The sequence below is a fragment of the Verrucosispora sp. WMMA2044 genome, assembly GCF_027497155.1.
GTDB classification, from domain to species: Bacteria; Actinomycetota; Actinomycetes; order Mycobacteriales; family Micromonosporaceae; genus Micromonospora; species Micromonospora palythoicola.
This window is the reverse complement of sequence record NZ_CP114913.1, coordinates 631,980-657,459: the sequence shown is the minus strand read 5'-3', so window position 1 is coordinate 657,459 and position 25,480 is coordinate 631,980. Positions and strand designations below refer to the sequence as shown.

Below are 25,480 nucleotides of genomic sequence, written 5' to 3'. Positions count from 1 at the left end.
GTGCCAGGGTGGGTGCTCGCCGGTCAGGCGGCTTCGGGTTCGCGGAGGTCCAACCAATCGGCCCAACGCGGGTCGGGGGCGCGATGGCCGAGCACGCGCCAGGCGATCCCCTTCGGGGCGGTCGGCAACGAGTGCAGTCGCCAGCCCAGCTCGGCGGGGGTCTTGTCGCCCTTGGTGTGGTTGCACCTGGCGCAGGCGGCGACCACGTTCTCCCAGGCGTGCCGGCCGCCGCGGCTGCGGGGGAAGACGTGGTCGATGGTCTCCGCCGGCCCACGGCAGTAGGCGCAACGCCAGCCGTCCCGGGCGAAGATCGCCCGGCGGGACAGGCCCACGTGGGTGCGGTAGGGCACCCGGACGAACCGGGTGAGCCGGACGACCGAGGGCACCGGCAGCGCACTGCGGGCGCTGTGCAGGATGCCCTCACCGTCGGCGACGCAGACCGCCTTGGCCGAGAGCACGAGAATCGCGGCCCGACGTACCGATACGACACACAGCGGCTCGTAGGTGGCGTTGAGGACCAGCGCGCCGGAGCCCACCGTGGGTCGTATGTCAGGCATCGCGTCACCCTCCCGGTCAAGCGGCTTACCACTCGCCACCGCCGACCGGCGCCGGGCACAGCCCCACACCACGTCGACGCCGGCCGGATCACCGACGTCCGCTGCGCCAATAGTCCCTGATCGGAACCGGGAATGCACGTACTAATCCTGGGTAGCCCCGTGCCTTCCCCCGGCCGCGCTCGACCGGCCGGGCGGCGCCGGCCGGTGGGTCGACGGCGGACCCGCCGACCGGTTGGGGTACGAAAACAGGGTGACCGTCAGCAGCCTCAGCCCCACCCCCGCCCCGTCCCGCCCGGAGCCGGTCGAGACGCCCAGTCCGGAATGCCTGGACGAGGCCCTGTGCAAGATCGTCTGGAACTGGACCGACTCGGTGTGGTTCGCCGAGGGCAGCTTCTGGATCCTGGTCAAGCCACTACGGATCATCACGATCCTGCTGCTGGCGTTGGCCGCCCGGTGGCTGGTGCACCGCACGATCCGCCGGCTGGTACGCACCACCAGCGACGCCGGGGTGCCGACCATGCTCCGACCGCTGCGCGAGCGCATCCCGACCGCCGCCACCGAGCCGGGTGAGTTCGTCCCGGAGCGTCGCCGGCAGCGCGCCGAGGCGATCGGCTCGGTGCTGCGGAGCCTGAGCACCGCGTTCATCTTCGGCATCGCCCTACTGATGGTGCTCAAGGAGTTCAGCTTCGACCTGGCGCCGTTGCTCGCCAGCGCGGGCATTGCCGGCGTCGCGCTCGGCTTCGGCGCGCAGAGCCTGGTCAAGGACCTGATCGCCGGGTTGTTCATGCTGATCGAGGATCAGTACGGGGTGGGTGACAACGTCGATCTCGGCGAGGCGTCCGGCGTGGTCGAGGCGGTCGGACTACGGGTCACCACCGTCCGGGACGCCCGAGGGGTGCTCTGGTACATCCGCAACGGCGAGATCGTCCGGGTAGGTAACAAGAGCCAGGGGTGGGCGTTGGTGGTGGTCGACCTGCCGATCGGTTTCGCCGGCACCGAGGAGGCGACGGCCGTGCTGCGTACCGCCGCCGCCTCGATCGCGGTGGACCCGGAACTGGCCCCGTCGATCGTCGAGCCGCCGGAGGTGCTGGGCGTCGAGCAGGTCACGGTGGAGGGCACGGTGATCCGTACGGTGGTGAAGACCACCGCCGACGGTCAGTTCGCGGTGGGCCGCGAGCTGCGTCGCCGACTCGCCGAGGCGCTGGAGAACTCCGGTATCACCGCGAGGATCGCGGCAGGCCGGCTCTACCCCGGGCTACCTACTCGAACGGACTCCGAGACCGGTCAGGGCGGCGCCACCTGAGCCGACCGGCGGGGGTCGCGTCCGAGCGACCCCCTCGGGTATCGTCCGTTCGTTCAGTCGGAGATGCGACCAACCAACCGTTCGCCCTAGCCAGTTGTCAGACGATCGGGCAGAATCCGGTGCACACGCTTACCGAGCGGTGTCACGTCCTCGCTGATCTGCAGACCTGACGATGGTCCCGGGCCGCCATCACGAGTGGCCAGACACCGGGACGATGGAGGCGATGGTGTCCGACGAGCGACCTTCTCCGGAAGGGCCGGCCACCTTCCGGGAGGTTTTCGCCCAGCGTGAGTATCGGGCCGTCTTCGCGGCCAACACGCTGACCTGGGTCGGTGACTACGTAGCCCGGGCGGCCGTCACCCTCCTGGTCTATCGGGAAACCGAGTCCGTGGCGCTGTCGGCGGCCGCCTTCGCGGTCAGCTACCTGCCCTGGCTGGTCGGCGGCCCGTTGTTGGCCACGATCGCCGAGCGGCACCGGTTCCGTCAGGTGATGGTGGTCTGCGACCTCGTCCGGATGGCGCTGATGCTGCTCGTCGCCGTCCCGGGGATGCCGGTGCCGGTGATCCTGGCGCTACTGTTCGCCACCACGCTGGCGAATCCACCGAGCCAGGCCGCGCGGTCGGCACTGCTGCCGTTGATCCTGCCCGGGGACCGGCTCGTCGTCGGGCTGTCCGTCAACGCCAGCGTGGGACAGGCCGCCCAGGTGGTCGGCTACCTGCTCGGCGCCGCCATCGCGACGGTCAACCCCACCGCCGCACTGCTGATGAACGCGGGTGCGTTCGCACTGTCGGCGGTGCTCGTCCGACTCGGGGTGCGCGACCGGCCACCGGCGATGACCAGCGCCCATCGCAGTCACCTGATCCGGGAGACCGCCGCCGGCTTCCAGATGGTCTTCAAGACACCGGTGCTGCGGGCGATCGCCGTCCTGGTCTTCAGCGCCATGCTCTTCTCCATCGTGCCCGAGGGACTGGCCGCCGCCTGGGCCAACGAACACGCCGGCGAGAGCATGGACCCGGGGCTGGCCCAAGCGGTGATCATGGCCGCCACCCCGACCGGCTTCATCCTCGGCGGGCTGATCATCGGCCGTACCGTCGCACCTGCCCGCCGGCTGCTCCTGCTCCGGCCATTGGCCGTGATCGCCCCACTGGCGCTGGTGCCCGCACTGCTGGACCCGCCGCCGGTGGTGGTGGCGCTGCTCGCCGCCGTCTGCGGATTCGCGGTGGCCGGGCTGCTCCCGACGGCGAACGGGCTCTTCGTCCAGGCACTCCCGGACGGCTTCCGGGCCCGGGCGTTCGGTGTCATGGCGACCGGCGTGCAGGTCATCCAGGGTACGGCCGTACTGGCCACCGGGTTGCTCGCCGAGCGGTTTCCGATTCCGCTCGTGGTGGGCGTCTGGAGCGTCGCCGGAGTGATGTTGATGTCGCTCGTCGTCCTGCGCTGGCCCGACCAGCAGACCGTGGCCGCCTCCGTCGAGGCCGCCCGGGCCGCCTCCTCCGCGACCGACGGGACCGCCCGAGCGTCGCAGGAGGGTTCCTCCGACGACCCCGGTCCCGGGCACCTGGGCCCGGGCCGGCCCCGGCACGCGGTGACCTGAGCCACCCTCGTTCACCCGGTGCCGGACGGGCGGGCGCCGGGGCGGGCCTGGCAGGATGGAACGGTGAATCCCGCAGGTGAGTCCGAAGGCCACGGCGAGGCGGTCACCTTCTTCGACGCCGTCGGCGGTGAGCCCACCTTCCGCAGGCTGGTCCAGGAGTTCTACGCCGGCATCGCCGCCGATCCGCTGCTGCGCCCGATGTATCCGGAGGAGGATCTGGGCCCGGCGGCCGACCGGATGCGGCTGTTCCTCATGCAGTACTGGGGTGGCCCGAACACCTACTCGGCGCAGCGGGGGCATCCCCGGCTGCGGATGCGCCACGCCCCGTTCCGGATCGGCGCGGCCGAACGCGACGCCTGGCTGGGTCACATGCGCCGGGCGGTCGACCGCCTCGACCTGCCTCCGGCGCTCGCCGCGGAACTGTGGAACTACCTGGAGCGGGCGGCGTACTTCATGGTCAACGACATGTCGGACCCGGCCGCACACGGCTGACCGGCACCCCGCCACCCGACGGGGTAGATGGCGTAACCCCGGTCAGAGCAGGGCACCCTCGTCGTGCAGCCAGTCGACGAAGCTGGTGGCCACGGCGGCACCGCAGTCGAGCAGCTCGACCAGCAGCGCGTCGTGGGCACCGGCCGCGAGCGGCACCTGCAACTCGGCGTAGATCGGCAACTGCCCACGTTCGGTGGGGTCACCCACGTACGCCTTGCAGAAGCGTCTGGTGTGGTTCCACTCGTTGACCACCCGGTAGGCCCGGTCCGCCCAGTCCGGCGGCACCGTCGCGTGTGGCCGGGCCCGCAGCACGAGGATCTCGTCCTCCGGCCCTTCCAGGGTGACCAGCACCGCGTGCCGCTCCCACATGGCCAGCAGGTTGCCGTCGCCGTCGGCCAGGTAACGCACGTCGAGCAGGTCGAGCGCGTCGCAGATCCGGCGCAGGGTGACCTGTTCGACGGTGGCTGGCATGTCGGCGATCAACGGACGCTCCGCAGCCGGGCAGTCGTCGCCCGGTTGGCGGGGCGCCGGCGGGCCGACCCGGACGGTACCTTCCACCATGATCCTGCTTCGAGTTTCCGGGTCACCGCCACTGGCGGGACCTGGACGCCATGACCACCACGGCATCGCTCGCGCACCTCACTCCCCAGCGGATCCGGTCGCCTACAGTGGGTGGATCCGAGGATGGACGGTACCCGGACAGCCGGAACGAAGCACCCCCCCAACGCCAGCACCAAACCGGAAGGATGGGTAGCGGTCAGCCGTTCGGATGAGTCACGGATGGCCGTACGACAAGATCCGTGGCCTTCTGCGACCAGATGGCTCCGTACGGTCCCACCAGGCCGACCCATCGGCCAGCCGCCCGTACCTGCACGCCGTCAGCGTCTGACGAGTCCTCCGAGGCGGCGAGGAAACCCATGCGAACCAGACCCTGCACCATCCGCTGGGTCACCTCCACCGGACGGTCAGGCTCGTCGTCGGGGGTCACCACCACCGCCACGTGGTCCAGCAGGGCGTCGCGTAACACCCGCTGCCCCACCGCCCGACCACCGACGCCGTGCTCGGCCGCCGCGCGCAGGGTGCCCGCCGCCGCCTCGGCCAGCCGGCGCAGTTCCCCGCCCGGCAGCGTCTCGACCCGACGACTGACGGCCGGCGGCAGGGCCCACCGCCACTGCGCGTCGTGGCGGGCCGGCAGGTTCGCGCCGCCGGCCGCGAGTTCGGCGAGCAACTGCCCGGCGGCGACGGTCACGTCGCCAGGGCACGCCCCAGCCACCGTGCGCACGGCCAGCACCTCCCACGGCAGCCGCGCCCAGAGGGCGGTACGCGCACCGGCAGCGGCCGGCCTCAGCCGAACCAGGGCGGCGCGCTCCAACCGGACCAGCCGGGCCAGGAACGCCCCCGCGTCGGCGCTGTCGACGATGCCGTGTCCGGCGCTCATGGCGCCGCCTGCGGCGCGTAGCCGAGCAGGAACGTCCGCTCCGGCTCACTCAGTCGCCGGGGTACCTGCCCGGCCAGGTCGAACGGCACCAGCACCGAACGGGCCCGGCTGATGAGCAGCTCGCCGTCGTACATCTCGTAACCGACGGTGAAGGAGGCGGCCCGCAACTCCTCCACCCACAGCTCGATCCGGACGGTGGGCGCGGTCTCGACGGTGGCCCGGTCGAGGGCGTAGTCCACCGGCCGCAGGTAGTCGACCTCGTGCCGGCGGATCACCACGCCCTCGGCGAACGAGTCCACCCCGTACGCCCGGGCACCGACGAACATCAACGCCACCCGGGCCTCCTCGTAGAGGGTGAGGAAGCGGGCGTTGTTGACGTGGCCGTACGCGTCCAGGTCGGACCAGCGCAGGGTGCAGTGGTAGACGAACCGGTCAGCCACGACAGACCGCCCGGTCAGTCCCGGGTCAGCTTGCGGTACGTCACCCGATGCGGACGGGCCGCCTCGGCGCCGAGCCGGTCGATCTTGTTCTTCTCGTACGCCTCGAAGTTGCCCTCGAACCAGAACCACTTCGCCGGGTCCTCGTCGTCGCCCTCCCAGGCCAGGATGTGCGTGGCGACCCGGTCCAGGAACATCCGGTCGTGGGAGATCACCACGGCGCAGCCGGGGAACTCCAGCAGCGCGTTCTCCAGGCTGGACAGGGTCTCCACGTCCAGGTCGTTGGTGGGCTCGTCGAGCAGGATGACGTTGCCGCCGATCTTCAGCGTCAACGCCAGGTTGAGCCGGTTGCGCTCGCCGCCGGAGAGCACCTTCGTCGGCTTCTGCTGGTCGGGGCCCTTGAACCCGAACGCGGCGATGTAGGCCCGCGAGGGCATCTCGACCTTGCCCACCATGAGGTGGTCCAGCCCGTCGGAGACGACCTCCCAGACGGTCTTGTCACCGTCGAGGCCCTGCCGGTTCTGGTCGACGTAGGACAGCGACACGGTCTCGCCGACCCGGACCCGGCCGCCGGTCGGCTCCTCCAGCCCGACGATGGTCTTGAACAGGGTGGTCTTGCCGACGCCGTTCGGGCCGATGATGCCGACGATGCCGTTGCGGGGCAGCGAGAAGGAGAGGTTGTCGATCAGCAGCCGGTCGCCGAAGCCCTTGGTCAGGCCGTTCGCCTCGATGACCGTGTTGCCCAGGCGCGGGCCCGGCGGGATCTGGATCTCCTCGAAGTCCAGCTTGCGGGTCTTCTCCGCCTCGGCGGCCATCTCGTCGTACCGGTCGAGACGGGCCTTGGACTTGGTCTGCCGCGCCTTGGCGTTCGAGCGCACCCAGTCCAGCTCGTCGGCCAGGCGCTTCTTCATCTTGGCGTCGCGGCGCCCCTCGACCGCCAGCCGGGCCGCCTTCTTCTCCAGGTAGGTGGAGTAGTTGCCCTCGTAGGGGTAGGCCCGGCCGCGGTCCAGCTCCAGGATCCAGTTGGCCACGTTGTCCAGGAAGTAGCGGTCGTGGGTGATGGCGACGACCGTGCCGGCGTACTTGGCCAGGTGCTGCTCCAGCCACTGCACGCTCTCGGCGTCCAGGTGGTTGGTGGGCTCGTCGAGCAGCAGCAGGTCGGGCGCCTCCAGCAGCAGCTTGCACAGCGCGACCCGGCGGCGCTCACCGCCGGAGAGCTGGGTGACGTCGGCGTCCGGCGGCGGGCACCGCAAGGCGTCCATGGCCAGTTCGAGCTTGGAGTCGATGTCCCACGCGTCGGCGTGGTCCAGCTCCTCCTGGAGCCGGCCCATCTCCTCCATCAGCTCGTCGGAGTAGTCGGTGGCCATCTGCTCGGCGATCTTGTTGAACCGCTCCAGCTTGACCTTCGTCTCCGCCACCGCCTCCTCGACGTTGCCGAGCACGGTCTTGGCGTCGTTGAGCGGCGGCTCCTGGGCGAGCATTCCCACGGTGAAGCCGGGCATCAGCCGGGCCTCGCCGTTGCTCGGCTGGTCCCAGCCCGCCATGATCTTGAGGAGGCTGGACTTACCGGCGCCGTTCGGACCGACCACCCCGATCTTGGCGCCCGGCAGGAAGTTCAGCGTCACGTTGTCGAGCACGACCTTGTCGCCGTGCGCCTTGCGCGCCTTGTCCAGGACGTAGATGAACTGGGCCACGGTGCGGGCTCCTCCGTCGCTGTCGATCGCCGATTTCGCGTGCCACGGGCGCGGGCCAGGGCCGCCGTCCGCCGTCGTCGGCCGGCAGCCGGCCGCGCGCACGCCGTCGTCAATCCTGACAGGTACGCCGGACCGCGCCCACATCGCCCCGCCAGACGGTGTCCACCGGGTCCGGCCAGCGCCCCGACCGACGGCCGGGGAGAGCGCACCTGTAAACATGATCACGTCCAGGGTTCGCCGAGTTCGGCACGGGTAGGTGAGTCCGGCACAGGGGAACAGACACCGCAGCTACGCTCAGTACGCTCATCGCGGTGGACCCGTCAGCACCCGGAGGTGGCCGATCGTGACCGTCCGTAGCTCCTTTGTCGTAGTGGCGAACCGACTGCCGGTCGACGAGGTGAGCACACCCGAGGGGCGGCAGTGGCGACGCAGCCCCGGCGGGCTGGTCACCGCGTTGCATCCCGTTCTCGCCGAGCACCAGGGCACCTGGGTCGGCTGGGCAGGCGGCACCGGCGCGGCCCCCGAGCCGTTCGACCTGGAGGGCATCCGGCTGCATCCGGTGCCACTGAGCGCCGAGGAGTTGGAGCGCTACTACGAGGGGCAGTCCAACGCCACGATCTGGCCGCTCTACCACGACGCCGTCGAGACACCCGCCTACAAGCGCCGCTGGCGTGAGGCGTACCGCCTGGTCAACGCCCGGTTCGCGGAGGCCGCGGCGGAGGTCGCCGCCGAGGGGGCCACGGTCTGGGTCCAGGACTACCAGCTCCAACTGGTGCCGGCGATGCTCCGGGAGCTGCGCCCCGACCTGCGGATCGGCTTCTTCCTGCACATCCCGTTCCCGCCGATCGAGCTGTTCATGCAGATGCCGTTCCGCACCGAGATCCTGCGCGGCCTGCTCGGCGCCGACCTGGTCGGGTTCCAGCAGCGGCTCGCCGCGCAGAACTTCGTCCGGCTCGCCCGGCACCTGCTCGGGCTGCGGTACGAGGGCCAGATGATCCAGGTGGACGGCCGCCAGGTCAAGGCCGGCGCGTTCCCCATCTCCATCGACACAAAGGAGATGGAGCGGTTGGCCGCCGACCCGGCGATCCAGGCGCGGGCCAAGGAGATCCGCGAGGAGCTGGGCAATCCCCGGACGATCATCCTCGGCGTCGACCGGCTCGACTACACCAAGGGCATCGAACTGCGCCTCAAGGCGTTCCGCGAGTTGCTTGCTGACGGAAAGTTGACAGTCCCCGACGCGGTTATGGTGCAGGTCGCCACACCGAGCCGCGAGCGGGTGGAGCACTACCAGGCACTTCGCGTCAAGGTTGAGCGCGAGGTTGGTCGGATTAATGGCGAATTCGGCCGGGTTGGCGTGCCGGCGGTGCATTATCTGCATCAGTCGTACAGTCGGACCGAACTGGCTGCGATGTACGCCGCCGCCGACGTGATGATGGTCACTCCGCTGCGAGACGGAATGAACCTGGTGGCCAAGGAGTACGTCGCATCAAGGGCGGACCACGGGGGCGCACTCGTACTCAGTGAGTTCGCCGGCGCCGCCACCGAGCTGCGTCAGGCGTTCCTGTGCAACCCGCACGACCCCGACGCGGTCAAGGACGCTCTGCTACGGGCCGTGCATGTGGAGAAGCCGGAGGCTCGTCGCCGTATGCGGACAATGCAACGCCATCTGCGCACCCACGATGTGGGGCACTGGGCGAAGTCCTTCCTCACCGAACTCGGTGTGCCCGACATGGAGGCAGCGTGAACGCGGCGTCCAACGAGAACAGCACGCCCGTCGCTGGCCCGATGGACCCGGAACTGCGCTCCGCCATCGGGCGCATCGCCCGGGTACCCCAGCTCCTGGTCGCCTGCGACTACGACGGCACGCTCGCGCCGATCGTGGAAGACCCCAGCAAGGCCGTACCGCTGCCGGAGTCGGTGGCGGCCGTGCGGGCCCTGGCGGCGCTGCCGCAGACCACCGTGGCGGTCGTCTCCGGCCGCGCGCTGCGCGACCTGGCCGCCCTCTCCCGGCTGCCGAGCGAGGTCCACCTGGTCGGCAGCCACGGCTCCGAATTCGACATCGGCTTCGTCGAGCGGCTCTCCCCCGAACTGATCGCCGTCCGCACCCGGCTGCGCGACGCCCTGCGGGACATCGCGGCGGCTCACCCCGGTGTCCGGCTGGAACGCAAGCCGGCAAGTGTCGCCGTACACACCCGTGGGGTCGATCCCCAGGTCGCCGCCGCCACCATCGACGCGGTCCGCAACGGCCCCGCGACCTGGCCGGACGTCACCGTCACCCAGGGCAAGGAGGTCATCGAGCTCTCCGTCGTGGCCACCCACAAGGGCACCGCCGTCGACCAGCTGCGCACCCAGCTCTCGGCCAGCGCCGTGCTCTTCATCGGCGACGACGTGACCGACGAGAACGCCTTCGGCAACCTGCACGGCCCGGACGTCGGCATCAAGATCGGCCCGGGTGAGACGAAGGCCGGTTACCGGGTGGCCGAGCCGATCGAGGCCGCCCGGGCGCTGGGGTTGTTGCTGGAGACCCGACGGCACTGGTTGTTCGGTGAACGGGCGGTGCCGATCGAGCGACACTCGATGCTGGCCAACGGTCGGACGGTCGCGCTGCTCACGCCGGACGCCAAGGTGAGCTGGCTGTGCAACCCCAAGCCCGACTCGGCGGCGATCTTCGCGGATCTGGTCGGTGGCAGTCCGGCCGGGCACTTCAGCGTCGCGCCGGAGCGGGGCGGCATTCCGCTGGGCCAGCGCTACCGATCGGGCACGATGACCGTGGAGACCCGCTGGTCCGGGCTCACCGTCACCGACTGGCTGGACAAGCCGGACCCCAAGGCGACGCCGGACGGCCCGGCGATCATCTCCGGCGACTCGACCCTGATCCGGGTACTGACCGGCACCGGGCGGGTCCGGGTCGAGTTCGCCCCCAGGCCGGAGTTCGCTCAGGTGGCCGTGCAGCTTCAGCCGCTCGGCGACGGCCTGCTGGTGCTCGGCTCCAACGAGCCGGTCGCGCTCTACTCCCCCGGCGTGCAGTGGGAGGTCGGCAACGACGGCGGGTACGAGACCGCCAAGGCGGTGGTCGACCTCGCCGCGCTCGGCGGCCAGGTGGTGCTGGAGCTGCGTTTCGGTACGCACAGCCTGGAACACCACCGGCTACCGATCCACGAGCGGCAGGCCGCCGCCGAGCGCCCCTGGAAGGACTGGGTGGCCTCGCTGCGGCTGCCGACCACCGCCCGGGACCTGGTCGCCCGCAGCGCGCTGACCCTGCGCGCCCTCTGCCACGAGGCCACCGGCTCGATCCTGGCGGCGGCGACCACCTCGCTGCCGGAGGAGCTGGGCGGAGTACGCAACTGGGACTACCGCTACTGCTGGCTGCGGGACGCGGCGATGACCGCCCGGGCCCTGGTCGACCTGGGCTCGATCAGCGAGGCCGAGGCATTCCTGCGCTGGGTGGACGGCTGTGTGGAGCGCACCGGTGGGCACCCCGAACGGCTGCACCCGCTCTACACGGTCGACGGCTTCGAGCTGGGTGCCGAGGCGGTCATCGACACTCTGCCCGGCTACGCCGGATCCCGCCCCGTACGCGTCGGCAACCTCGCCAACCACCAGCTCCAGCTCGACGTCTTCGGCCCGATCGCCGACCTGATCGCCGCCACCGCCGACGTGCGCGGCTCGGTACGCGCCGAGGAGTGGCGGGTGCTGGAGAACATGGTCGAGGCGGTCCGCCGTCGCTGGCACGAGCCGGATCACGGCATCTGGGAGGCCCGCCTACCACCACGGCACCACGTCTTCTCGAAGGTCATGTGCTGGATGACCGTCGACCGGGCGCTGCACGTGATGCGTCAGCACGGCGGCGAGGACCGCCCGGAGTGGGTGGAACTGCGCGACCGGATCGGCGCCAACGTGCTGGAGTACGGCTGGCACGAGCACGCCGAGGCGTACAGCGTCGCGTACGGCGACGAGGACATGGACGCCTCGTCGCTGTGGATCGGGATCTCCGGACTGCTCGCCGGCGACGATCCCCGCTTCCTCTCCACCGTGCTGAAGATCGAGGCGGATCTGCGCAGTGGGCCGGTCGTCTACCGCTACCACTGGGACGACGGGCTGCCCGGCCGCGAGGGCGGCTTCCACATCTGCACAGCCTGGCTGATCGAGGCGTACCTGCGCACCGGCCGGCGGACCGACGCCGAGGAACTGTTCCTACAGATGATCGACACGGCGGGTCCGACCGGCCTGCTGCCCGAGCAGTACGACCCGCTGGCCGAGCGCGGCCTGGGCAACCACCCGCAGGCGTACAGCCACCTCGGAGTGGTCCGCTGCGCGCTGCTCCTGGACAACATGCTCAAGCAGTAACAAATCACCCACACCAAAGCGGCCGGAGACCCCATTCTCCGGCCGCCTCCACCCACCCCCTTACCCACCCCTCACCTCCGGTTTTCCCCGTTGATCATGAGGTTGGCGGCGTTATTGATCTCCAAAACTGCCGCTAACCTCATGGTCAACACTGTGGGTGCTGTGGGGTGTGGGGCGCTGCCGGGGGGAAGTTTGGCTATTGTGCCCGGCTTTGGGCGGTCAGGCTTGGCCCCGGGGCCGGGTGCGGCGGGTGCGGCGGGTGCGGGTCACACCCTTCCTTGTCGTGCGGGAGGGGTCAGCGTTTGGTGTGGATCTTGGTGCGGTTGTGCCCTTTGGTGGGCGTTGTCGGACCAAGATTGCGGGTTGTCGGGGGCGGTTGTCGGGGTTTGGGGGTGGTGTCGGGTTCCGGGCATGGCTCGGGGTGGAACTCGGGGTGGAATGGGTGCGGGCCCGGGGGCGTTGTGTACGGGTGAACGGCCGAGGAAGACACCGCCCGCCAGGGTGGGTGTGAGCCCCCGGGAATGATGGCGGGCCGGTGGTCGTTGGACATGCCCGAACGACCGTGGAGGACACCGCCCGCGAGGGTGGGTGTGGGCCCCCGGGAATGATGGCGGGCCGGTGGTCGTTGGACATGGTCCCGGCGATGCGAAGCGGCGATACGCCCCGCGTGCCGGAAGGACTTTCCCCCCTTTCTTTGGGTGCCTTTCTGGTGCTTGCGTACGCCTGACCGATCCCCCTCGGTGTGGGTGTGCGTCGACCCCCGAATGGAGCTTCTGTGATGAACACGATGCTGCGGAAGAGCGTGCTGGGTATCGCGGGTCTGGCGTTCACCGGTGGTCTGTTCGCCGGTCCGGTGGCCGCTCACGCCGACACCACCCCGGTCACGACCAACCCGGTCGCGGCCGTGCAGGCCGACGTGGTGCGGGCCGACAAGCCGGACATGGGCAAGCTGCTGCCGCACGGCGCCCCGTCCAACCAGTCGCACGTCGAGCTGAACGACGAGCAGATCGACAACGTCAAGGCGATCATCGCCGCGACGAAGAAGGCCGGCATGGACGAGCGTGCCGCCGTGGTGTCGATCGCGACCGCGCTGCAGGAGTCGAAGCTGGAGAACCTGGGCCACCTGGGTGACCGCAACGACCACGACTCGCAGGGCCTGTTCCAGCAGCGCCCGTCCTCCGGTTGGGGCACGGTGGAGCAGATCACCGACCCCGAGTACTCGACCCTGGCCTTCCTCAAGGGGTTGAAGCAGGTCGACGGCTGGCAGGACATGCCCCTCACGCAGGCCGCGCAGACGGTGCAGGTGTCGGCGTACCCCGACCACTACGCCCAGTGGGAACAGCAGGCCGCCGACCTCGTCGCCCAGCACTGGACCAGCTGACACCAGCTGACCCCCTCAGCGACCAGGCGACAACCGAAGACATTCCTCCACAGGGGGAGCAGAAAGCCGCTGGCCGGCACCCGAACCCGGGTGCCGGCCAGCGGCGTATCCGCACACCGAAGCAACCGACCACAGACCACAGACCCACCGCAGCAGACCCACCCCGGGCTGGCCTCCGCCCGGACGAGGGCCGACCAGGTCAGGCTGGGGGCTACCGTGCCCGGCGCAGGGATCAAGCCTGACCGCCCGAAGCCGGGCACGGTCGCCCCCAGCCCCACCGCAACCACCCACGAGCCGGACACGGTCAGCCCCACCGCAACCACCCAACAAGTCGGAAACCCAGAGCAAACGCTCAGTCCAGCCCAGCCGACCCCAGCGCCGATACCACGTCACCGACCACGACCACCGCCGGCGGACGCAACCCCGCAGCGGTCACCGCCTCGGCCACTTCGCCGAGCGTCGAGCGGACGATCCGCTGACCGCCGGTGGTGGCCTCCTGGATCACCGCGGCCGGCGTACCGGTTGCCCGTCCGTGCGCCAGCAGCGTGCTGGCGATCAACGGTAGGTTCTTCAGGCCCATCAGGATCACCAGCGTGCCGCGTAGACCGGCCAGCGCCTCCCAGCGGACCAGTGAGTCCGGCGATTCCGGCGCGACGTGCCCGGACACGACGGTGAACTCGTGTGCCACCGATCGGTGGGTGACCGGAATGCCCGCCGCGGCCGGTGCGGCGATCGAGCTGGTCACTCCGGGCACCACGGTGACCGGTACTCCGGCCGCCGCGCAGGCCAGCAGCTCCTCGCCACCCCGGCCGAAGACGTACGGGTCACCGCCCTTGAGCCGGACCACGAAGGCACCCGCCGATGCCCGGTCCACCAGAATCCGGTTGATCTCCTCCTGCGTCCGGGACGGGCCGTAGGGGATCTTGGAGGCGTCCACCAGTTCGACGCCCGAGCGCAGCTCGTCCAGGAGCAGTCCGGGCACCAGCCGGTCGGCGACCACCACGTCGGCCTCGTTGAGCAGCCGCCACCCACGGAGGGTGATCAGTTCCGGGTCACCGGGTCCGGCGCCCACCAGGGCGACCCGGCCGGTGCGGCCACCCCCGTCAGCGGGACGGTTCGCAGGGGTCTCCGGCTCGGCCGGGTCCAGCGGCTTCCTCTCGTGTTGCAGGAGGGTACGGATGGCGTCGCGGACGCTCACCGCGCGATGGGGGTCGCCGCCGCCGTGCACCGCGACGGTGACCGGGCCGTACCGGGTCACGGCCGGGGTCCAGGCCGTCGCCGCGTGCCGGTCGTCGGCGCGTACGCAGAAGATCCGCTGTTGGGCGGCGGCGGCGCTGACCTCCGCGGCGGCGATCGGATCGTCGATGGCGACCTGCACCAGCCAGGCGCCGTCGAGGTCGTCCGGGGCGAACCGGCGTGACGCCCAGCGCAGCCGGCCGGCGTCGACGTGCGCGCGCAGCGCCGGGGTGATCTCCGGCGTCACCAGCAGTACGTCCGCGCCCGCGTCGAGCAGCGCCGGGACCCGCCGCGTGGCCACCGCTCCCCCGCCCACCACCACCACGCGAAGTCCGGCCAGCCGGAGCCCCAGGGGGTACGCGTTGGTGCTCACGCTGCTGCCCGCCCGACGGAGCGGCGCGGGGCGCCGGTCGCTGGATCCGCCTCGTTCCGCGCACCGGACGTGCCCGGCATCTCGCGGCGAGTTCGAAGGGTTCGCTCGCTCACTTCTCGGCCACCCCGGCGGAGTCGAAGGTGGCCACCTCGTGCAGCACCCGGACCGCGCCGGTGACCACGGGGAGAGCCAGCAACGCACCGGTACCCTCGCCGAGCCGCAGTCCGAGGTCGATCAGGGGGGTGAGGCCGAGCTGGCGCAGCGCGACGGTCGCGCCGGGCTCGGCGGAACGGTGACCGGCGACCATGGCCGCCACGGAGTCCGGCGCGAAGGCCGCCGCGGCAAGCGCGGCGGAGACCGCGATCACCCCGTCCAGCAGCACCGGTACGCGGCGCGCGGCGGCACCGAGCACGAACCCGGCCAGGGCGGCGTGTTCCAGCCCACCGACTGCGGCCAGCACACCGAGCGGATCCGCCGGGTCGGGGTCGTGCCGGCGCAGCGCGGCCCGGACCACCTCGATCTTGTGCTGGTAGGTCGGGTCGTCGACGCCGGTCCCCCGGCCGGTGACCTCGGCGGCGTCGGCTCCGGTGAAGGCGGCGATCAGGGCGGCGGCCGGGGTGGTGTTGGCGATCCCCATGTCACCGGTCAGCAGGATTCCGGCACCGGCGTCGACCAAATCCCCGGCGACGCCGATGCCGACCTCGACCGCCGCCCGTGCCTCCTGCCGGGTCATCGCGGCGGTGACGGTCATGTCCCGGGTACCGCGCCGGACCGGTGCGTTCACCAGCCGGGGCACCACCGGTTCCGGTGCGCCGTGCAGGGCACCGGCACCGTCCGGGCGGTCGACGTCGGCCACCGGCAGCGGGGCCGCCACCCCGACGTCGATCACGGTCACCGAGGCGCCCGCCTGCCGGGCGAAGGCGTTGACCACCGCTCCACCGGCCAGGAAGTTACCCACCATCTGCCCGGTGACCTCCTGCGGCCAGGGACTGACCCGCTGGGCGTGCACGCCATGATCACCGGCGAAGATCGCCACCGCCGCCCGGTCGGGCACCGGTGGCGGGCAGCTGCCGGCCAGGCCGGCGAGGCGTACGGACAGCTCCTCCAAGGCGCCGAGCGAACCGGCGGGCTTGGTCAGGCGCGCCTGCAGCTGCCGCGCCGCGGTCATCGCCGCCTCGTCGAGCGGGCCGACGGCCGCGATGGTGTTCTCCAGCATCATGCCTCCATGATCTCGGCCAGCACCGTGGTGAAAGCATCGGTGGTCGCCCGATCCCGAACTGCGATCCGCAGCCAGTCCGGACCGAGTCCGGGAAACGTGTCGCCCCGGCGCACCGCCCAGCCACGCGCCCGCAGCAGCTCCCGGATCCGGTCAGCGCCGGAGATCCGCACCAGCACGAAGGCGCTGGCCGGACGGCCGGCCACGCGTACCCCGGGCAGGGCCGACAGCCGGGCGACCAAATGTTCGCGGTCGGCCGCGAGCTGCCCGGCGATGGCCCGTTCGGCCTGGGCCGCCTCGGGGCCCGCACAGGCCTCGGCGGCGGCCAGCGCCGGGGTGGAGACCGCCCAGAGCGGCTGTACGGCGGCCAGTCGGCGCAGCAGCGCGGCCTCGCCGAGCAGGTAACCGATCCGCAGCCCGGCCAGCCCCCACGTCTTGGTGAGGCTGCGTACGACAAGCAGTCCCGGCAGGTCCCGGCGGGCGGCGAGCGATTCGGGTTCGCCGGGCACGCCGGGCCTGGCGGCGGTGTCCGCGAACGCCTCGTCGACCACGAGGACCCGACCGGGGCGGGCGAGCGCGGCGAGGTCGGCGGCGGGATGCAGCACGGAGGTGGGATTCGTCGGGTTGCCGATCATCACCAGGTCGGCGTCGGCGGGTATCCGATCCGGGTGGAGCCGGAAACCGTCCGCCGCGTCGAGCAGCACCCGCTGCACCGGATGTCCGGCTGCCCGCAACGCGGCCTCCGGCTCGGTGAACTGCGGGTGCACCACCACCGGCCGGCGTAGCCCGCGCAGCGCCTGGGCGAGCAGCACGAAGCCTTCGGCGGCACCGGCGGTGAGCAGCACCTCCTCCGGTGGGCGACGGTGCCGGGCGGCGACGGCGGCGCGGGCCGGGCGTGGGTCCGGGTACGCGGCGAGGTCGGCCATCGACGCGGTGATCGGCCCGGCCAGCCAGGGTGGCAGCGGGGCGCGTCGCACGTTGACGGCGAGGTCGACCAGGCCCGTGGCGACCTCGGCGTCACCGTGGTGGGTCAGATCCGGTTCGACCGCCGTCGTGGGTGTCGCGCTCAGCTGCCCATGCATGACCGCGATCCTGCCGGGAAGGCGGCGCGGGGGACAGCAACCCGGCGGGTGGGCCGCATCACCACGCATCACTTCATGAGTATTTCTCATGTATGAATCGGAAATGTCATAACTTGGCGGTGTGAGCTTCCGACCCCTTGCTGCCGCTGGTCGTCTCGTCCCACTGCTCCGCGCCGGGCTGATCGCCGGCATCGTCGTCGCCGCCGCCGCGTACCCGGTCGTCGCGGTGACCGGCGTCGGCGCCAAGGCCACCGCGCACGCCGTGGAGAGCAAGACCCGGCTGCTGACCACCGCCCTGCCCGCCGAGACCTCCTACCTGTACGCGCCCGACGGCAAGACCGTGCTGACCATGTTCTTCGAGGAGTACCGGCAGTACACCAAGCTGTCGGACATCTCGCCCAGCATGCAGCAGGCCATCGTGGCCGCCGAGGACAACCGCTTCTACCAGCACCACGGCGTCGACCCGAAGGGCGTCGCCCGGGCCTTCGTGGCCAACGCCCGCTCCAGCGGCGTCTCCCAGGGGGCCTCCACGCTCACCATGCAGTACGTCCGGATGGCGCTGCGCGACAGCGCCACCAACCCCAGGGAGGTGCAGGAGGCCACCGCGCAGACCCCGACGCGCAAGATCAAGGAGATGCGCATGGCGGTCGACCTGGAGAAGGAGTTGAGCAAGGAGGACATCCTGGAGCGGTACCTCAACTCCGCGTACTTCGGGCACCGCGCGTACGGCATCTACGCCGCCAGCGAGATCTTCTTCTCGAAGACCCCCAAGGAACTGACCGCCGTCGAGGCGGCCACCCTCGCCGGGTTGGTGAAGTCACCCTCCCAGTACGACCCGGCCAGCTCGGACCAGAAGGAGGCCACCGCCCGACGCAACTACGTGCTGGACAACATGGCACGTCTCGGCTACGTCTCACCGGATTCCGCCCAGGCGGCGAAGGGCGAGCCGATCCGGCTCCGACTGACCTATCCGCCCAACGACTGCGCGGCCGTGCCCGAGAAGTGGAACAGCTGGGGGTTCCTCTGCGACTACCTGAAGAACTGGTGGAGCGCCCAGCCGGCGTTCGGTGAGAACCCGCTCCAGCGGTTGGACAAGCTACGCCGGGGCGGCTATCGGATCGTGCTGAGCATGGACCCGAAGATCCAGACGGCGGCGGAGAAGAACGTCGGTACCCAGTCGAACACCGGCAGTCCGTTCGCCAACGGCATCGTGGTCTCCGAACCCGGCACCGGGCGGGTCAAGGCGATGGCGGTGAACCGCACCTACTCCCTCAACCTGGACGAGAATCCGCTCAGCTCCAACCCGGAGGCCGGGCCGGAGGTCAAGGCCAACTACCCGAACACCGTGGCGCCCCTGATGGGCGGTGGTGACCTGCCCGGTTACCAGGCCGGATCGACGTTCAAGATGTTCCCCATGCTGGCCGCCCTCGACGCCGGCATGCCACTGAACACCACCTTCAACGCGCCGCACAGTTACCGCTCCGAGGTCTACGACGGCTGGCAGCCCTCGAACGCCAGCGGCGCGATGAGCGGCACGCAGACCATGTGGTCCGGCTTCGGCAAGTCGGTGAACACCTACTTCGTCTGGCTGGAGGAGCAGGTCGGGGCGGAACGGGCCGTCCGGCTCGCCGAGCAACTGGGGCTGCGCTGGCGTACCGACGTGGACCGGGAGCACGCCTCCCCGGCGAAGGCCAACAAGTGGGGCGCCTTCACCCTGGGCGTCTCCGACGCCACTCCGCTGGAGATGGCCAACGCCTACGCGGCGGTCGCCGCCGACGGGCGTTACTGCGAGGCGCTGCCGGTGAACGCCATCTACAACCGGGATGGCACCCCGACCACCTACACCACACCCGGCGGTATCGAACGGGAGGTCGCCAAGCCACGCTGCCGCCAGGTGGTCAGCGCCGACGCGGCGCGCGCGGCCACCGACGCCGCCCGTTGCCCCACCGGCGACACTCCGGCCAAGGGCAGTTGCGGCGGCTGGTCCACGGCCGACAGCGTGCGCGGCACGGTGGGCCGCCCGGTGGCCGGTAAGACCGGTACGACGGACAGCACCCGATCCGCCTGGTTCGTCGGCTACACGCCGGAACTGGCGGCGGCCAGTTTCATCTCCGACCCCGACAATCCCTTCAACGCGGTGGGCGACGGCCAGTCGCAGATCCCGATCGCCGCGGTGTCGAACACGCTTCGCGACGCCCTGAAGGGCAAGCCCGTCCGGGACTTCGTCCCACCGTCGGACCGGATCGTCGGCTGATGCTCAGGCCGACGGCCCGGCGGCCGGCCCGGACGCCACCGCATCGGCCGGGTCGCCCGGAGCGACACCCGCCGGCCCGGCCGGGGCACCGCCGCCGGGCCCGACCGGGACCGTGGCCGGCTCGGCCGCAGCGGCGGCCACCAACCGCGTCGCGATCTGTGGGTACGCCGCCCAGTGCGGAACGAGTTGGGAGGCGTGCACCCCCCGCCAGATGAACCCCTCCGGCGCGCCACCCGGCCAGCTCCACGCCGGGCGTTGCCCGCCCCGGGGGGTGAGGACCGCCCGGTGCTCCTTGTGCCCGATCACCACCTCACCACGGGCGGCAACCACACTGTCCCCCTGAGCGGTCGCCTCCCGGTAGCCGACCACCAGCCCGTCGCGCAGACTGCCGATCGCGTCGATCACCCCGCACATCGGCAGCCCGTCGAGTTCGCGGGCCAGCCAGAGCAGGCCGGCGCCCTCGGCGACCACCGGACGGCCGGTGCGAGCCAGTTCGGCGACCGCGATGCAGAGCCGCCGGTTGGCGGAGAGCTGCTCCGCGTACGACTCGGGCAGCGCTCCGCCGACGACCAGGGCACGGGTGCCGGCCGGCAGCGCCTCGTCGGCGAACGGGTCGAGCGTCATCACCTGCGCACCCGCGGCCCGCAACAGCTCGGCCGTCTCGGCGTGACTGAAGCTGCCGCCCGGTCCGCCGAGCAGCGCCACGACCGGAGGAGCGGCGCCGCCGGGCCGGGCCGGGGCGGCCTCGGTAGTGTCCGGCGGCGACCATTGCGGCACGCCCAGCGCCGGTGCCGAGCGAGCCAGCCCGAGCAGCCGCTCCAGGTCGACCGTGGCGGTCACCGCCTCACCCAACCGCCGTACCGCCCGGGTGGCCTCACCGGCGCCTTCGAGCACCGGCACCACGCCGTGCCGGCGCGACGGCAGCACCGAGGGCAGATCCTGACGGCGCAGCGCCCCGTAGACCGGCACGCCGATGTCGTCGAGCGCCTCACGCAGCAGCGCCTCGTGCCGGGCGGAGGCGACCCGGTTGAGGATCACGCCACCGATCCACAACTGTTCGTCGTACGCCCGGAAGCCGTGCACCAGGGCGGCCACCGACTGGCCCATCGCGGCGACGTCCACCACCAGCACCACCGGGCTGCGCAGCATGGTGGCGACGGCGGCGGTCGACTCGGTCTCGCTCCGGCCGGTCAGGCTGTCGTACAGACCCATGCTGCCCTGCACCACGGCGAGGTCCGTGCCCTGCGCACCGTGCAGCAGCAGCGGGGCGAGGCGTTCGGCACCGACCAGCCGCGGGTCCAGGGTGCGCCCGGGTCGGCCGCTGGCCAGCCCGAGGTACGCCGCATCCACCTGATCGGGCCCGATCTTGAAGCCGGCCACGTCGAGGCCCCGGTCGGCGAGCGCGGCGAGCAGACCGATCGCCAGCGCGTTCTTGCCGTGTCCCGAGGAGGGGGCACTGAGCACCAGACGCGGCACGACGGTCATCATCGACTCCTCGCGAGCGGTCGGCGTGCCGACCGTCGGCGCGCTCCGCCCGCGTGACGATAGCTGAACCGGACGCCGTACACGCACCCTCCGCCATCCCGTCCGGGCCAGGTCAGCCGGTCGGTGGCGGACCGCCCCGACGCGGGTACGCTCCGCCACGACGAGGTCCCCGGCGCCGGGTTCCGGTCGGGGCCGCTGCCTGCGGCGGCTCGGTGCCGACAACGGCGCGCGGACGTCGCGACGGCTCGGCACAGTGGCGGCGGTCACACGGGTAACCTCGTGGCGTGTACCGGTTCCTGCTGACCCCGCGCTGGCTGGGCCTGCTCGTGCTGGCCCTGGCCGCCGCCGTGGTGATGGTGCTGCTCGGCAACTGGCAGCTGGACCGCTACCACGGCCGGACCGCGATCAACGAACGCATCGACGCCGGCCTGCGGATGGATCCCGTGCCGCTGCGCGAGGCGCTGCCCGCGCCGACTGGCGGCCCGGGCGCCGTCGGTGCCCCACCGGCGGAGGAGCGAACCTTCACCCGGGTCACCGTGACCGGCCGGTACGACACCGACAACATCGTCCTGGTGCGGGGCCGCACGGCTGAGGGCCGGGTCGGCTTCGAGGTGGTCACCCCGCTGCTGCTCGCCGACGGCACCGCCGTCCTGGTGGATCGAGGCTGGATCCCGCCCGCCCCCGGCGGGGCGGTGGCACAGCCGGACGTGCCACCGACGCCGGCGGGTGAGGTGACCGTCGAGGGTCGGGTGCACGCGAGCGAGAGCGGCGACGCCAAGGTGTCCCGCCGCGAGGGCCGCCTGGAGAGTCGTCGGGTGTCCGTGCCTCAGCTCGCCGGCGAGCTGCCCTACCCGGTGCACGGCGCGTACGTCCTTCTCGACGAGCAGACTCCGGCCGCCGACCCGACGTTCCGGGCGGTGTCGATCGGCCACACCAACAACTGGCAGAACCTCGGCTACGTCGTCCAGTGGTGGATCTTCGCGGCGATGACCCTGGTCGGCTACGGCTGGATCGCTCGCCGCGAGGCCCGCCGGCTCGCCGGCGTGGTCGATGAACGCCCCCGCGACCGGGCCGCCGACTCCGGCACCCCCGCCGTCACCTGACCACTCAGCCGGGTGGGCGGCCCGCGTGGATCGCCCGGACGGCGTCGATGGTGTCGGCCTCGGCAGCGGTCTTGTCGTCCCGGTAGCGGACCACCCGGGCGAACCGCAGGGCCACCCCGCCGGGATAGCGCGAACTGCTCTGCACGCCGTCGAACGCGATCTCCACGACCTGCTCGGGTCGGACCCGGACGACCCAGTCGCCACGGTCCACGGCGAGCCCGAGGAAGCGTTCGGTCTGCCAGCGCAGCAGCTCGTCGGTGAGCCCCTTGAAGGTCTTGCCGAGCATCACGAACCCGCCGGTGCCCGGGTCACGGGCGCCCAGGTGCAGGTTCGACAACCACCCGGTGCGTCGGCCACTGCCCCACTCCACGGCGAGCACGACCAGGTCGAGGGTGTGCCGGGGCTTCACCTTGACCCAGGCGGCGCCGCGCCGGCCGGCGTCGTAGGGCGCGCCGGGCGCCTTGACCACCACGCCCTCCTGGCCTGCGTCCAGTGCGGCGGCGAAGGCTTCGCCGGCCTGCTCCGGGTCGTCCACCTCCATCCGCCCGACCAGCAGCGACGCGTCGGCCGTGCCGCGCAGCGCCGCCCACCGCTCCCGGCCCGGCAGGTCGATCAGATCCACCCCGTCGAGGTGCAGCAGGTCGAAGAAGTACGGCGTGAGCACGGTCGCACCGGTCCGTTCGGCGGCGGCGCGCACCGCCGGTGCGACCGGTGCCCCGGCGGCGGGACCGGCGGACCCGGCCCGGCGCGCAGCGGCACTGGACGTCTGCTGGAACGGCAGCGGCCGGCCGGCGGCGTCCAGCCCGATGGCCTCCCCGTCGAGGACGATCTCCCGGGCGGGCAGGGCACGCACGGCGGCGACCACCTCGGGCACCCGGGTGGTGATCTCGTCGAGGCTGCGGGAGAAGACGGCGATGTCGGAACCACTGCGGTGCACCTGGATGCGGATGCCGTCGAGCTTCACGTCGACCACGGCGGGCACCCCGGTGGCGGCGAGCGCCTCGTCGACGGTGGACGCGCTCTGCGCCAGCATCGGCGCCAGGGGCCGGCCCACCCGGAGACCGAACTCGGCAAGCGCGCTCGCCCCGCCGCCGAGAGCGGCCACCGCCACCGCCCGCAGGTCGCCGGCGAGCAGCAGCGCCCGGCGTACGACGGCGACGGGCACCTCGGCGGCCCGGGCGATCGCGTCGGCGAGCAGCCCGGCCTGGGCACCGTGCCGCAGCTCGCCGAGGAACAGGCCGGTCAGCAGGCGTTGCTCGTCGGCGGTGGCAGCCGCGTAGAGGGCGTGCACCAGGGCCCGACGGCGAGCCTGCGAGCCCGCGCCGTGCACGGCCGCGATCTCGTCGATCGCGGCGTCCACCGCCGACACGCTGAGCGTCGGTTCGGTCGCCGGCGGTGGCAGGTCGCGCAGGCTGGCCCAGCCGACCCCGGTCTGCCGCTGGCGCAGCTCGCCGGCGAGCCAACCGGAGCCCGCCGCCACCTCGGGCGGGTCGAGCCGCCGCAGGGCATCGGCGAGCAGCTCCACCTTGGCCCGCCGACCGCTGGTGGCGCCGACGGCCGCGGAGGTGGCAGCCAGGTCCAGGAACCGCACGACCTCATCCTGCCAGCCACCACCGACAACCGGCGCCACCTGCGGACGGACCCGACCGGCGCGACCTTTCTCCGTGGTCCCGACGGCCACCCCACCACCCGGCGGTCGCCGACGTCAGGCCGGCACCGGTTCCTCGATCCGCAGCCCCCGGGCGCGGACACCGTCGGCGATGCGCGACAGCGACGCATCCAGGGCGACCAGCGCGGCGGACAGTTCGCCGAGCTGTTCCTTCAGCGTGTCCTCGGGCCACGCGGAGACGTCGACGTCCCCCAGAGCGATGACGGCGGCCTCCAGGCGGGCCAGAACCTCGTTCGTACGCATGTTCGAGAGGCTACAACAGCCCCGCGTCCGACACACCGGAAACGGCTACCGGCGGTGCGAAGTTACGGGTTCACCCGCGACCCACCTCAGCCACTCCGGCCAGCAACAACGCCTCGGCGAGGCAGACCCGGGCGAACTCGCCGAGGTGCAGACTCTCGTTCGGTCCGTGGGCACGGGCGTGCGGGTCCTCCACCCCCGTCACCAGGATCGCCGCCTGCGGGAACATCTCCTGGAAGGTGGCGATGAACGGAATGGAGCCACCGACCCCGATCTCCACCGCGTCGGTGCCGTCCCAGGCGGTCCGGAAGGCCGATCGGGCCGCGTCGAACATCGGGCCGCTGGCGTCGATGACGCAGGGGGCACCGTCGTGCTCGAAGGTCACCTCGACCTGTGCGCCCCACGGTGCGTGCCGCTCCAAGTGGGCGCGGAGCGCCGCGTACGCGCGCTTCGGTTCGTCGCCCGGCGCCAGCCGTACGCTGAGCTTGGCCTTGGCCGCCGGAACCAGCGCGTTCGGCGCCTCGCCGGTGGCCGGGGCGTCGATGCCGAGCACGGCGAGCGCCGGCTTGGTCCACAGCCGGTCGGTGATCCGGCCGGTGCCGAACAGCCGCACGCCGTCGGCCAGCCCGGCCTCGGCGCGGAACCGGTCCTCGGGGTAGTCGACGCGGGCCGCCTCCCGGCCGACCAGGTCGGCCACCGCCACGTTGCCGGCGTCGTCGTGCAGCGTGGCGAGCAGCCGGACCAGGGTGGTGAGCGCGTCCGGGACGGCACCGCCGAACATGCCGCTGTGCACGGCGTGGTCCAGGGTGCGCACCTCCACGAAGCAGTTGACGATGCCGCGCAACGACGTGGTCAGCGCTGGTACGCCGACATCCCAGTTGGTCGAGTCGGCGATCACGATGACGTCGGCGGTGAGCTTGTCCCGGTGCTCGGCGAGCAGCCGCTCCAGGGAGTCGGAGCCGTACTCCTCCTCCCCCTCGACGAACACGACCACGCCGACCGGCAGCCGGTCGCCGAACGCGCGCAGCGCCGCGACGTGCGCCATGATGCCGGCCTTGTCGTCGGCGGCACCCCGCCCGTACAGCCGGCCGTCGCGCTCCACCGGCTCGAACGGGTCGGTCTCCCACAACGTGGGGTCGCCGATCGGCTGCACGTCGTGGTGGGCGTAGAGCATCACCGTCGGGGCACCGGGCGGCGCCGCCCGACGGCCGATGACGGCGGGCTGACCACCGGCCCGCGCCACCTCCACGTCGAGGCCGCAGCCGCGCAGCAACTCGGCCACCGCCTCGGCGGAGCGCTCCACGTGCGCGTGGTCGAAGCCGTCGAAGGCGATGCCGGGAATGCGGACGAGGCGCTCCAGATCGGCCCGTACGCCGGGCAACTCCCGCGCGACGGCCTCCCGCAGGTCGGACTCGGTCATGATCGGTGTGGTCATGACCGGCATCGTATTCCGGCCTTACCCGACGGCGCTGCGGGCGTGGCTGGTTCGGAGCACCATCGCAAACCCGGAGCGACAGGCCGGCGCACCGCGGCGCGACCGAGCACCGTGGCGCGACCGGAGTCAGCAGGCGGTCCGGTC

Annotated in this window: 20 protein-coding genes; 8 read left to right on the top strand and 12 right to left on the bottom strand. The window is 71.9% G+C overall.

All coding sequences use genetic code 11. From position 1 onward, the window contains the following. Positions 1-23 precede the first annotated feature (23 nt). Positions 24-557 (bottom strand): HNH endonuclease, encoded by a 534-nt coding sequence (locus tag O3597_RS03035; protein ID WP_164447455.1) that lies wholly within the window; start codon positions 555-557, stop codon positions 24-26. Positions 558-807: 250 nt separating this feature from the next. Between O3597_RS03035 and O3597_RS03030 the strand changes: the two genes are divergently transcribed. The 3 genes from O3597_RS03030 to O3597_RS03020 all read left to right on the top strand — a co-directional run bounded on the left by O3597_RS03030 (position 808) and on the right by O3597_RS03020 (position 3,946). Then, entirely contained in the window at positions 808-1,860 is a 1,053-nt protein-coding gene (locus tag O3597_RS03030) for a mechanosensitive ion channel family protein (RefSeq protein ID WP_281603196.1), read from the top strand. 223 nt (positions 1,861-2,083) lie between these two features. After that, entirely contained in the window at positions 2,084-3,454 is a 1,371-nt protein-coding gene (locus O3597_RS03025; RefSeq protein ID WP_281603195.1) for an MFS transporter, read from the top strand. Between the two features lie 63 nt (positions 3,455-3,517). Further along, positions 3,518-3,946 (top strand): globin, encoded by a 429-nt coding sequence (locus tag O3597_RS03020; RefSeq protein ID WP_281603194.1) that lies wholly within the window; start codon positions 3,518-3,520, stop codon positions 3,944-3,946. 42 nt (positions 3,947-3,988) lie between these two features. Here the strand turns inward: O3597_RS03020 and O3597_RS03015 are convergent, their stop codons facing one another. The 4 genes from O3597_RS03015 to ettA all read right to left on the bottom strand — a co-directional run bounded on the left by O3597_RS03015 (position 3,989) and on the right by ettA (position 7,515). Continuing rightward, on the bottom strand, positions 3,989-4,573 hold the full coding sequence (locus tag O3597_RS03015; protein WP_164447459.1) for a YbjN domain-containing protein: 585 nt from the start codon (positions 4,571-4,573) through the stop codon (positions 3,989-3,991). Between the two features lie 130 nt (positions 4,574-4,703). After that, positions 4,704-5,384 carry a hypothetical protein gene (locus O3597_RS03010; RefSeq protein WP_281603193.1) on the bottom strand — a complete coding sequence of 227 codons (681 nt, stop codon included), beginning with the start codon at positions 5,382-5,384 and terminating at the stop codon, positions 4,704-4,706. Further along, positions 5,381-5,824 (bottom strand): thioesterase family protein, encoded by a 444-nt coding sequence (locus O3597_RS03005; protein ID WP_164447460.1) that lies wholly within the window; start codon positions 5,822-5,824, stop codon positions 5,381-5,383. Before O3597_RS03005 ends, O3597_RS03010 begins: the two co-directional genes overlap by 4 nt. Positions 5,825-5,838: 14 nt before the next feature. Continuing rightward, positions 5,839-7,515 carry an energy-dependent translational throttle protein EttA gene (ettA, locus tag O3597_RS03000; RefSeq protein WP_164447461.1) on the bottom strand — a complete coding sequence of 559 codons (1,677 nt, stop codon included), beginning with the start codon at positions 7,513-7,515 and terminating at the stop codon, positions 5,839-5,841. A 343-nt stretch (positions 7,516-7,858) separates the two neighbouring features. On the opposite strand from ettA, the gene O3597_RS02995 reads away from it, so the two are divergent. The 3 genes from O3597_RS02995 (at position 7,859) to O3597_RS02985 (ending at position 13,243) form a co-directional block, all read left to right on the top strand. Beyond that, complete coding sequence (locus O3597_RS02995) at positions 7,859-9,259, top strand: trehalose-6-phosphate synthase (protein ID WP_119579773.1); 1,401 nt, start codon at positions 7,859-7,861, stop codon at positions 9,257-9,259. A gap of 41 nt (positions 9,260-9,300) precedes the next feature. Further along, positions 9,301-11,862: a trehalose-phosphatase gene (otsB, locus tag O3597_RS02990; RefSeq protein ID WP_164447897.1), complete on the top strand. Its 2,562-nt coding sequence runs from the start codon at positions 9,301-9,303 to the stop codon at positions 11,860-11,862. A gap of 778 nt (positions 11,863-12,640) precedes the next feature. Next, positions 12,641-13,243, top strand: coding sequence for a hypothetical protein (locus O3597_RS02985; RefSeq protein WP_281603192.1), 603 nt, complete (start codon positions 12,641-12,643; stop codon positions 13,241-13,243). 352 nt (positions 13,244-13,595) lie between these two features. On the opposite strand, the gene cobA is transcribed toward O3597_RS02985, so the two are convergent. The 3 genes from cobA to cobC form a co-directional block, all read right to left on the bottom strand. Continuing rightward, positions 13,596-14,852, bottom strand: a complete 1,257-nt coding sequence (gene cobA, locus O3597_RS02980; RefSeq protein WP_281603191.1) for a uroporphyrinogen-III C-methyltransferase — start codon at positions 14,850-14,852, stop codon at positions 13,596-13,598. Positions 14,853-14,961: 109 nt separating this feature from the next. Beyond that, positions 14,962-16,068 carry a nicotinate-nucleotide--dimethylbenzimidazole phosphoribosyltransferase gene (gene cobT / locus O3597_RS02975; RefSeq protein WP_281604457.1) on the bottom strand — a complete coding sequence of 369 codons (1,107 nt, stop codon included), beginning with the start codon at positions 16,066-16,068 and terminating at the stop codon, positions 14,962-14,964. Further along, positions 16,068-17,240, bottom strand: coding sequence for an Rv2231c family pyridoxal phosphate-dependent protein CobC (gene cobC / locus O3597_RS02970; protein WP_281603190.1), 1,173 nt, complete (start codon positions 17,238-17,240; stop codon positions 16,068-16,070). The genes cobT and cobC overlap by 1 nt, the downstream gene beginning before the upstream one ends. A 31-nt stretch (positions 17,241-17,271) precedes the next feature. Between cobC and O3597_RS02965 the strand changes: the two genes are divergently transcribed. Beyond that, a complete protein-coding gene (locus O3597_RS02965) occupies positions 17,272-19,404 on the top strand; it encodes a transglycosylase domain-containing protein (RefSeq protein ID WP_164447462.1) in 2,133 nt (710 codons plus the stop codon). A gap of 3 nt (positions 19,405-19,407) precedes the next feature. On the opposite strand, the gene O3597_RS02960 is transcribed toward O3597_RS02965, so the two are convergent. After that, positions 19,408-20,889, bottom strand: a complete 1,482-nt coding sequence (locus O3597_RS02960) for a cobyrinate a,c-diamide synthase (protein WP_281603189.1) — start codon at positions 20,887-20,889, stop codon at positions 19,408-19,410. Between the two features lie 284 nt (positions 20,890-21,173). On the opposite strand from O3597_RS02960, the gene O3597_RS02955 reads away from it, so the two are divergent. Beyond that, entirely contained in the window at positions 21,174-21,992 is an 819-nt protein-coding gene (locus tag O3597_RS02955; RefSeq protein ID WP_164447464.1) for an SURF1 family protein, read from the top strand. Between the two features lie 4 nt (positions 21,993-21,996). On the opposite strand, the gene O3597_RS02950 is transcribed toward O3597_RS02955, so the two are convergent. The 3 genes from O3597_RS02950 to O3597_RS02940 form a co-directional block, all read right to left on the bottom strand. Further along, a complete protein-coding gene (locus O3597_RS02950; RefSeq protein ID WP_281603188.1) occupies positions 21,997-23,583 on the bottom strand; it encodes an ATP-dependent DNA ligase in 1,587 nt (528 codons plus the stop codon). Positions 23,584-23,697: 114 nt separating this feature from the next. Beyond that, a complete protein-coding gene (locus tag O3597_RS02945; RefSeq protein WP_093410448.1) occupies positions 23,698-23,904 on the bottom strand; it encodes a hypothetical protein in 207 nt (68 codons plus the stop codon). Positions 23,905-23,974: 70 nt separating this feature from the next. Further along, the gene (locus O3597_RS02940; RefSeq protein WP_281604456.1) at positions 23,975-25,321 is read right to left on the bottom strand and encodes a dipeptidase; all 1,347 of its coding nucleotides are present in this window, start codon (positions 25,319-25,321) and stop codon (positions 23,975-23,977) included. Between the last annotated feature and the right edge of the window lie 159 nt (positions 25,322-25,480).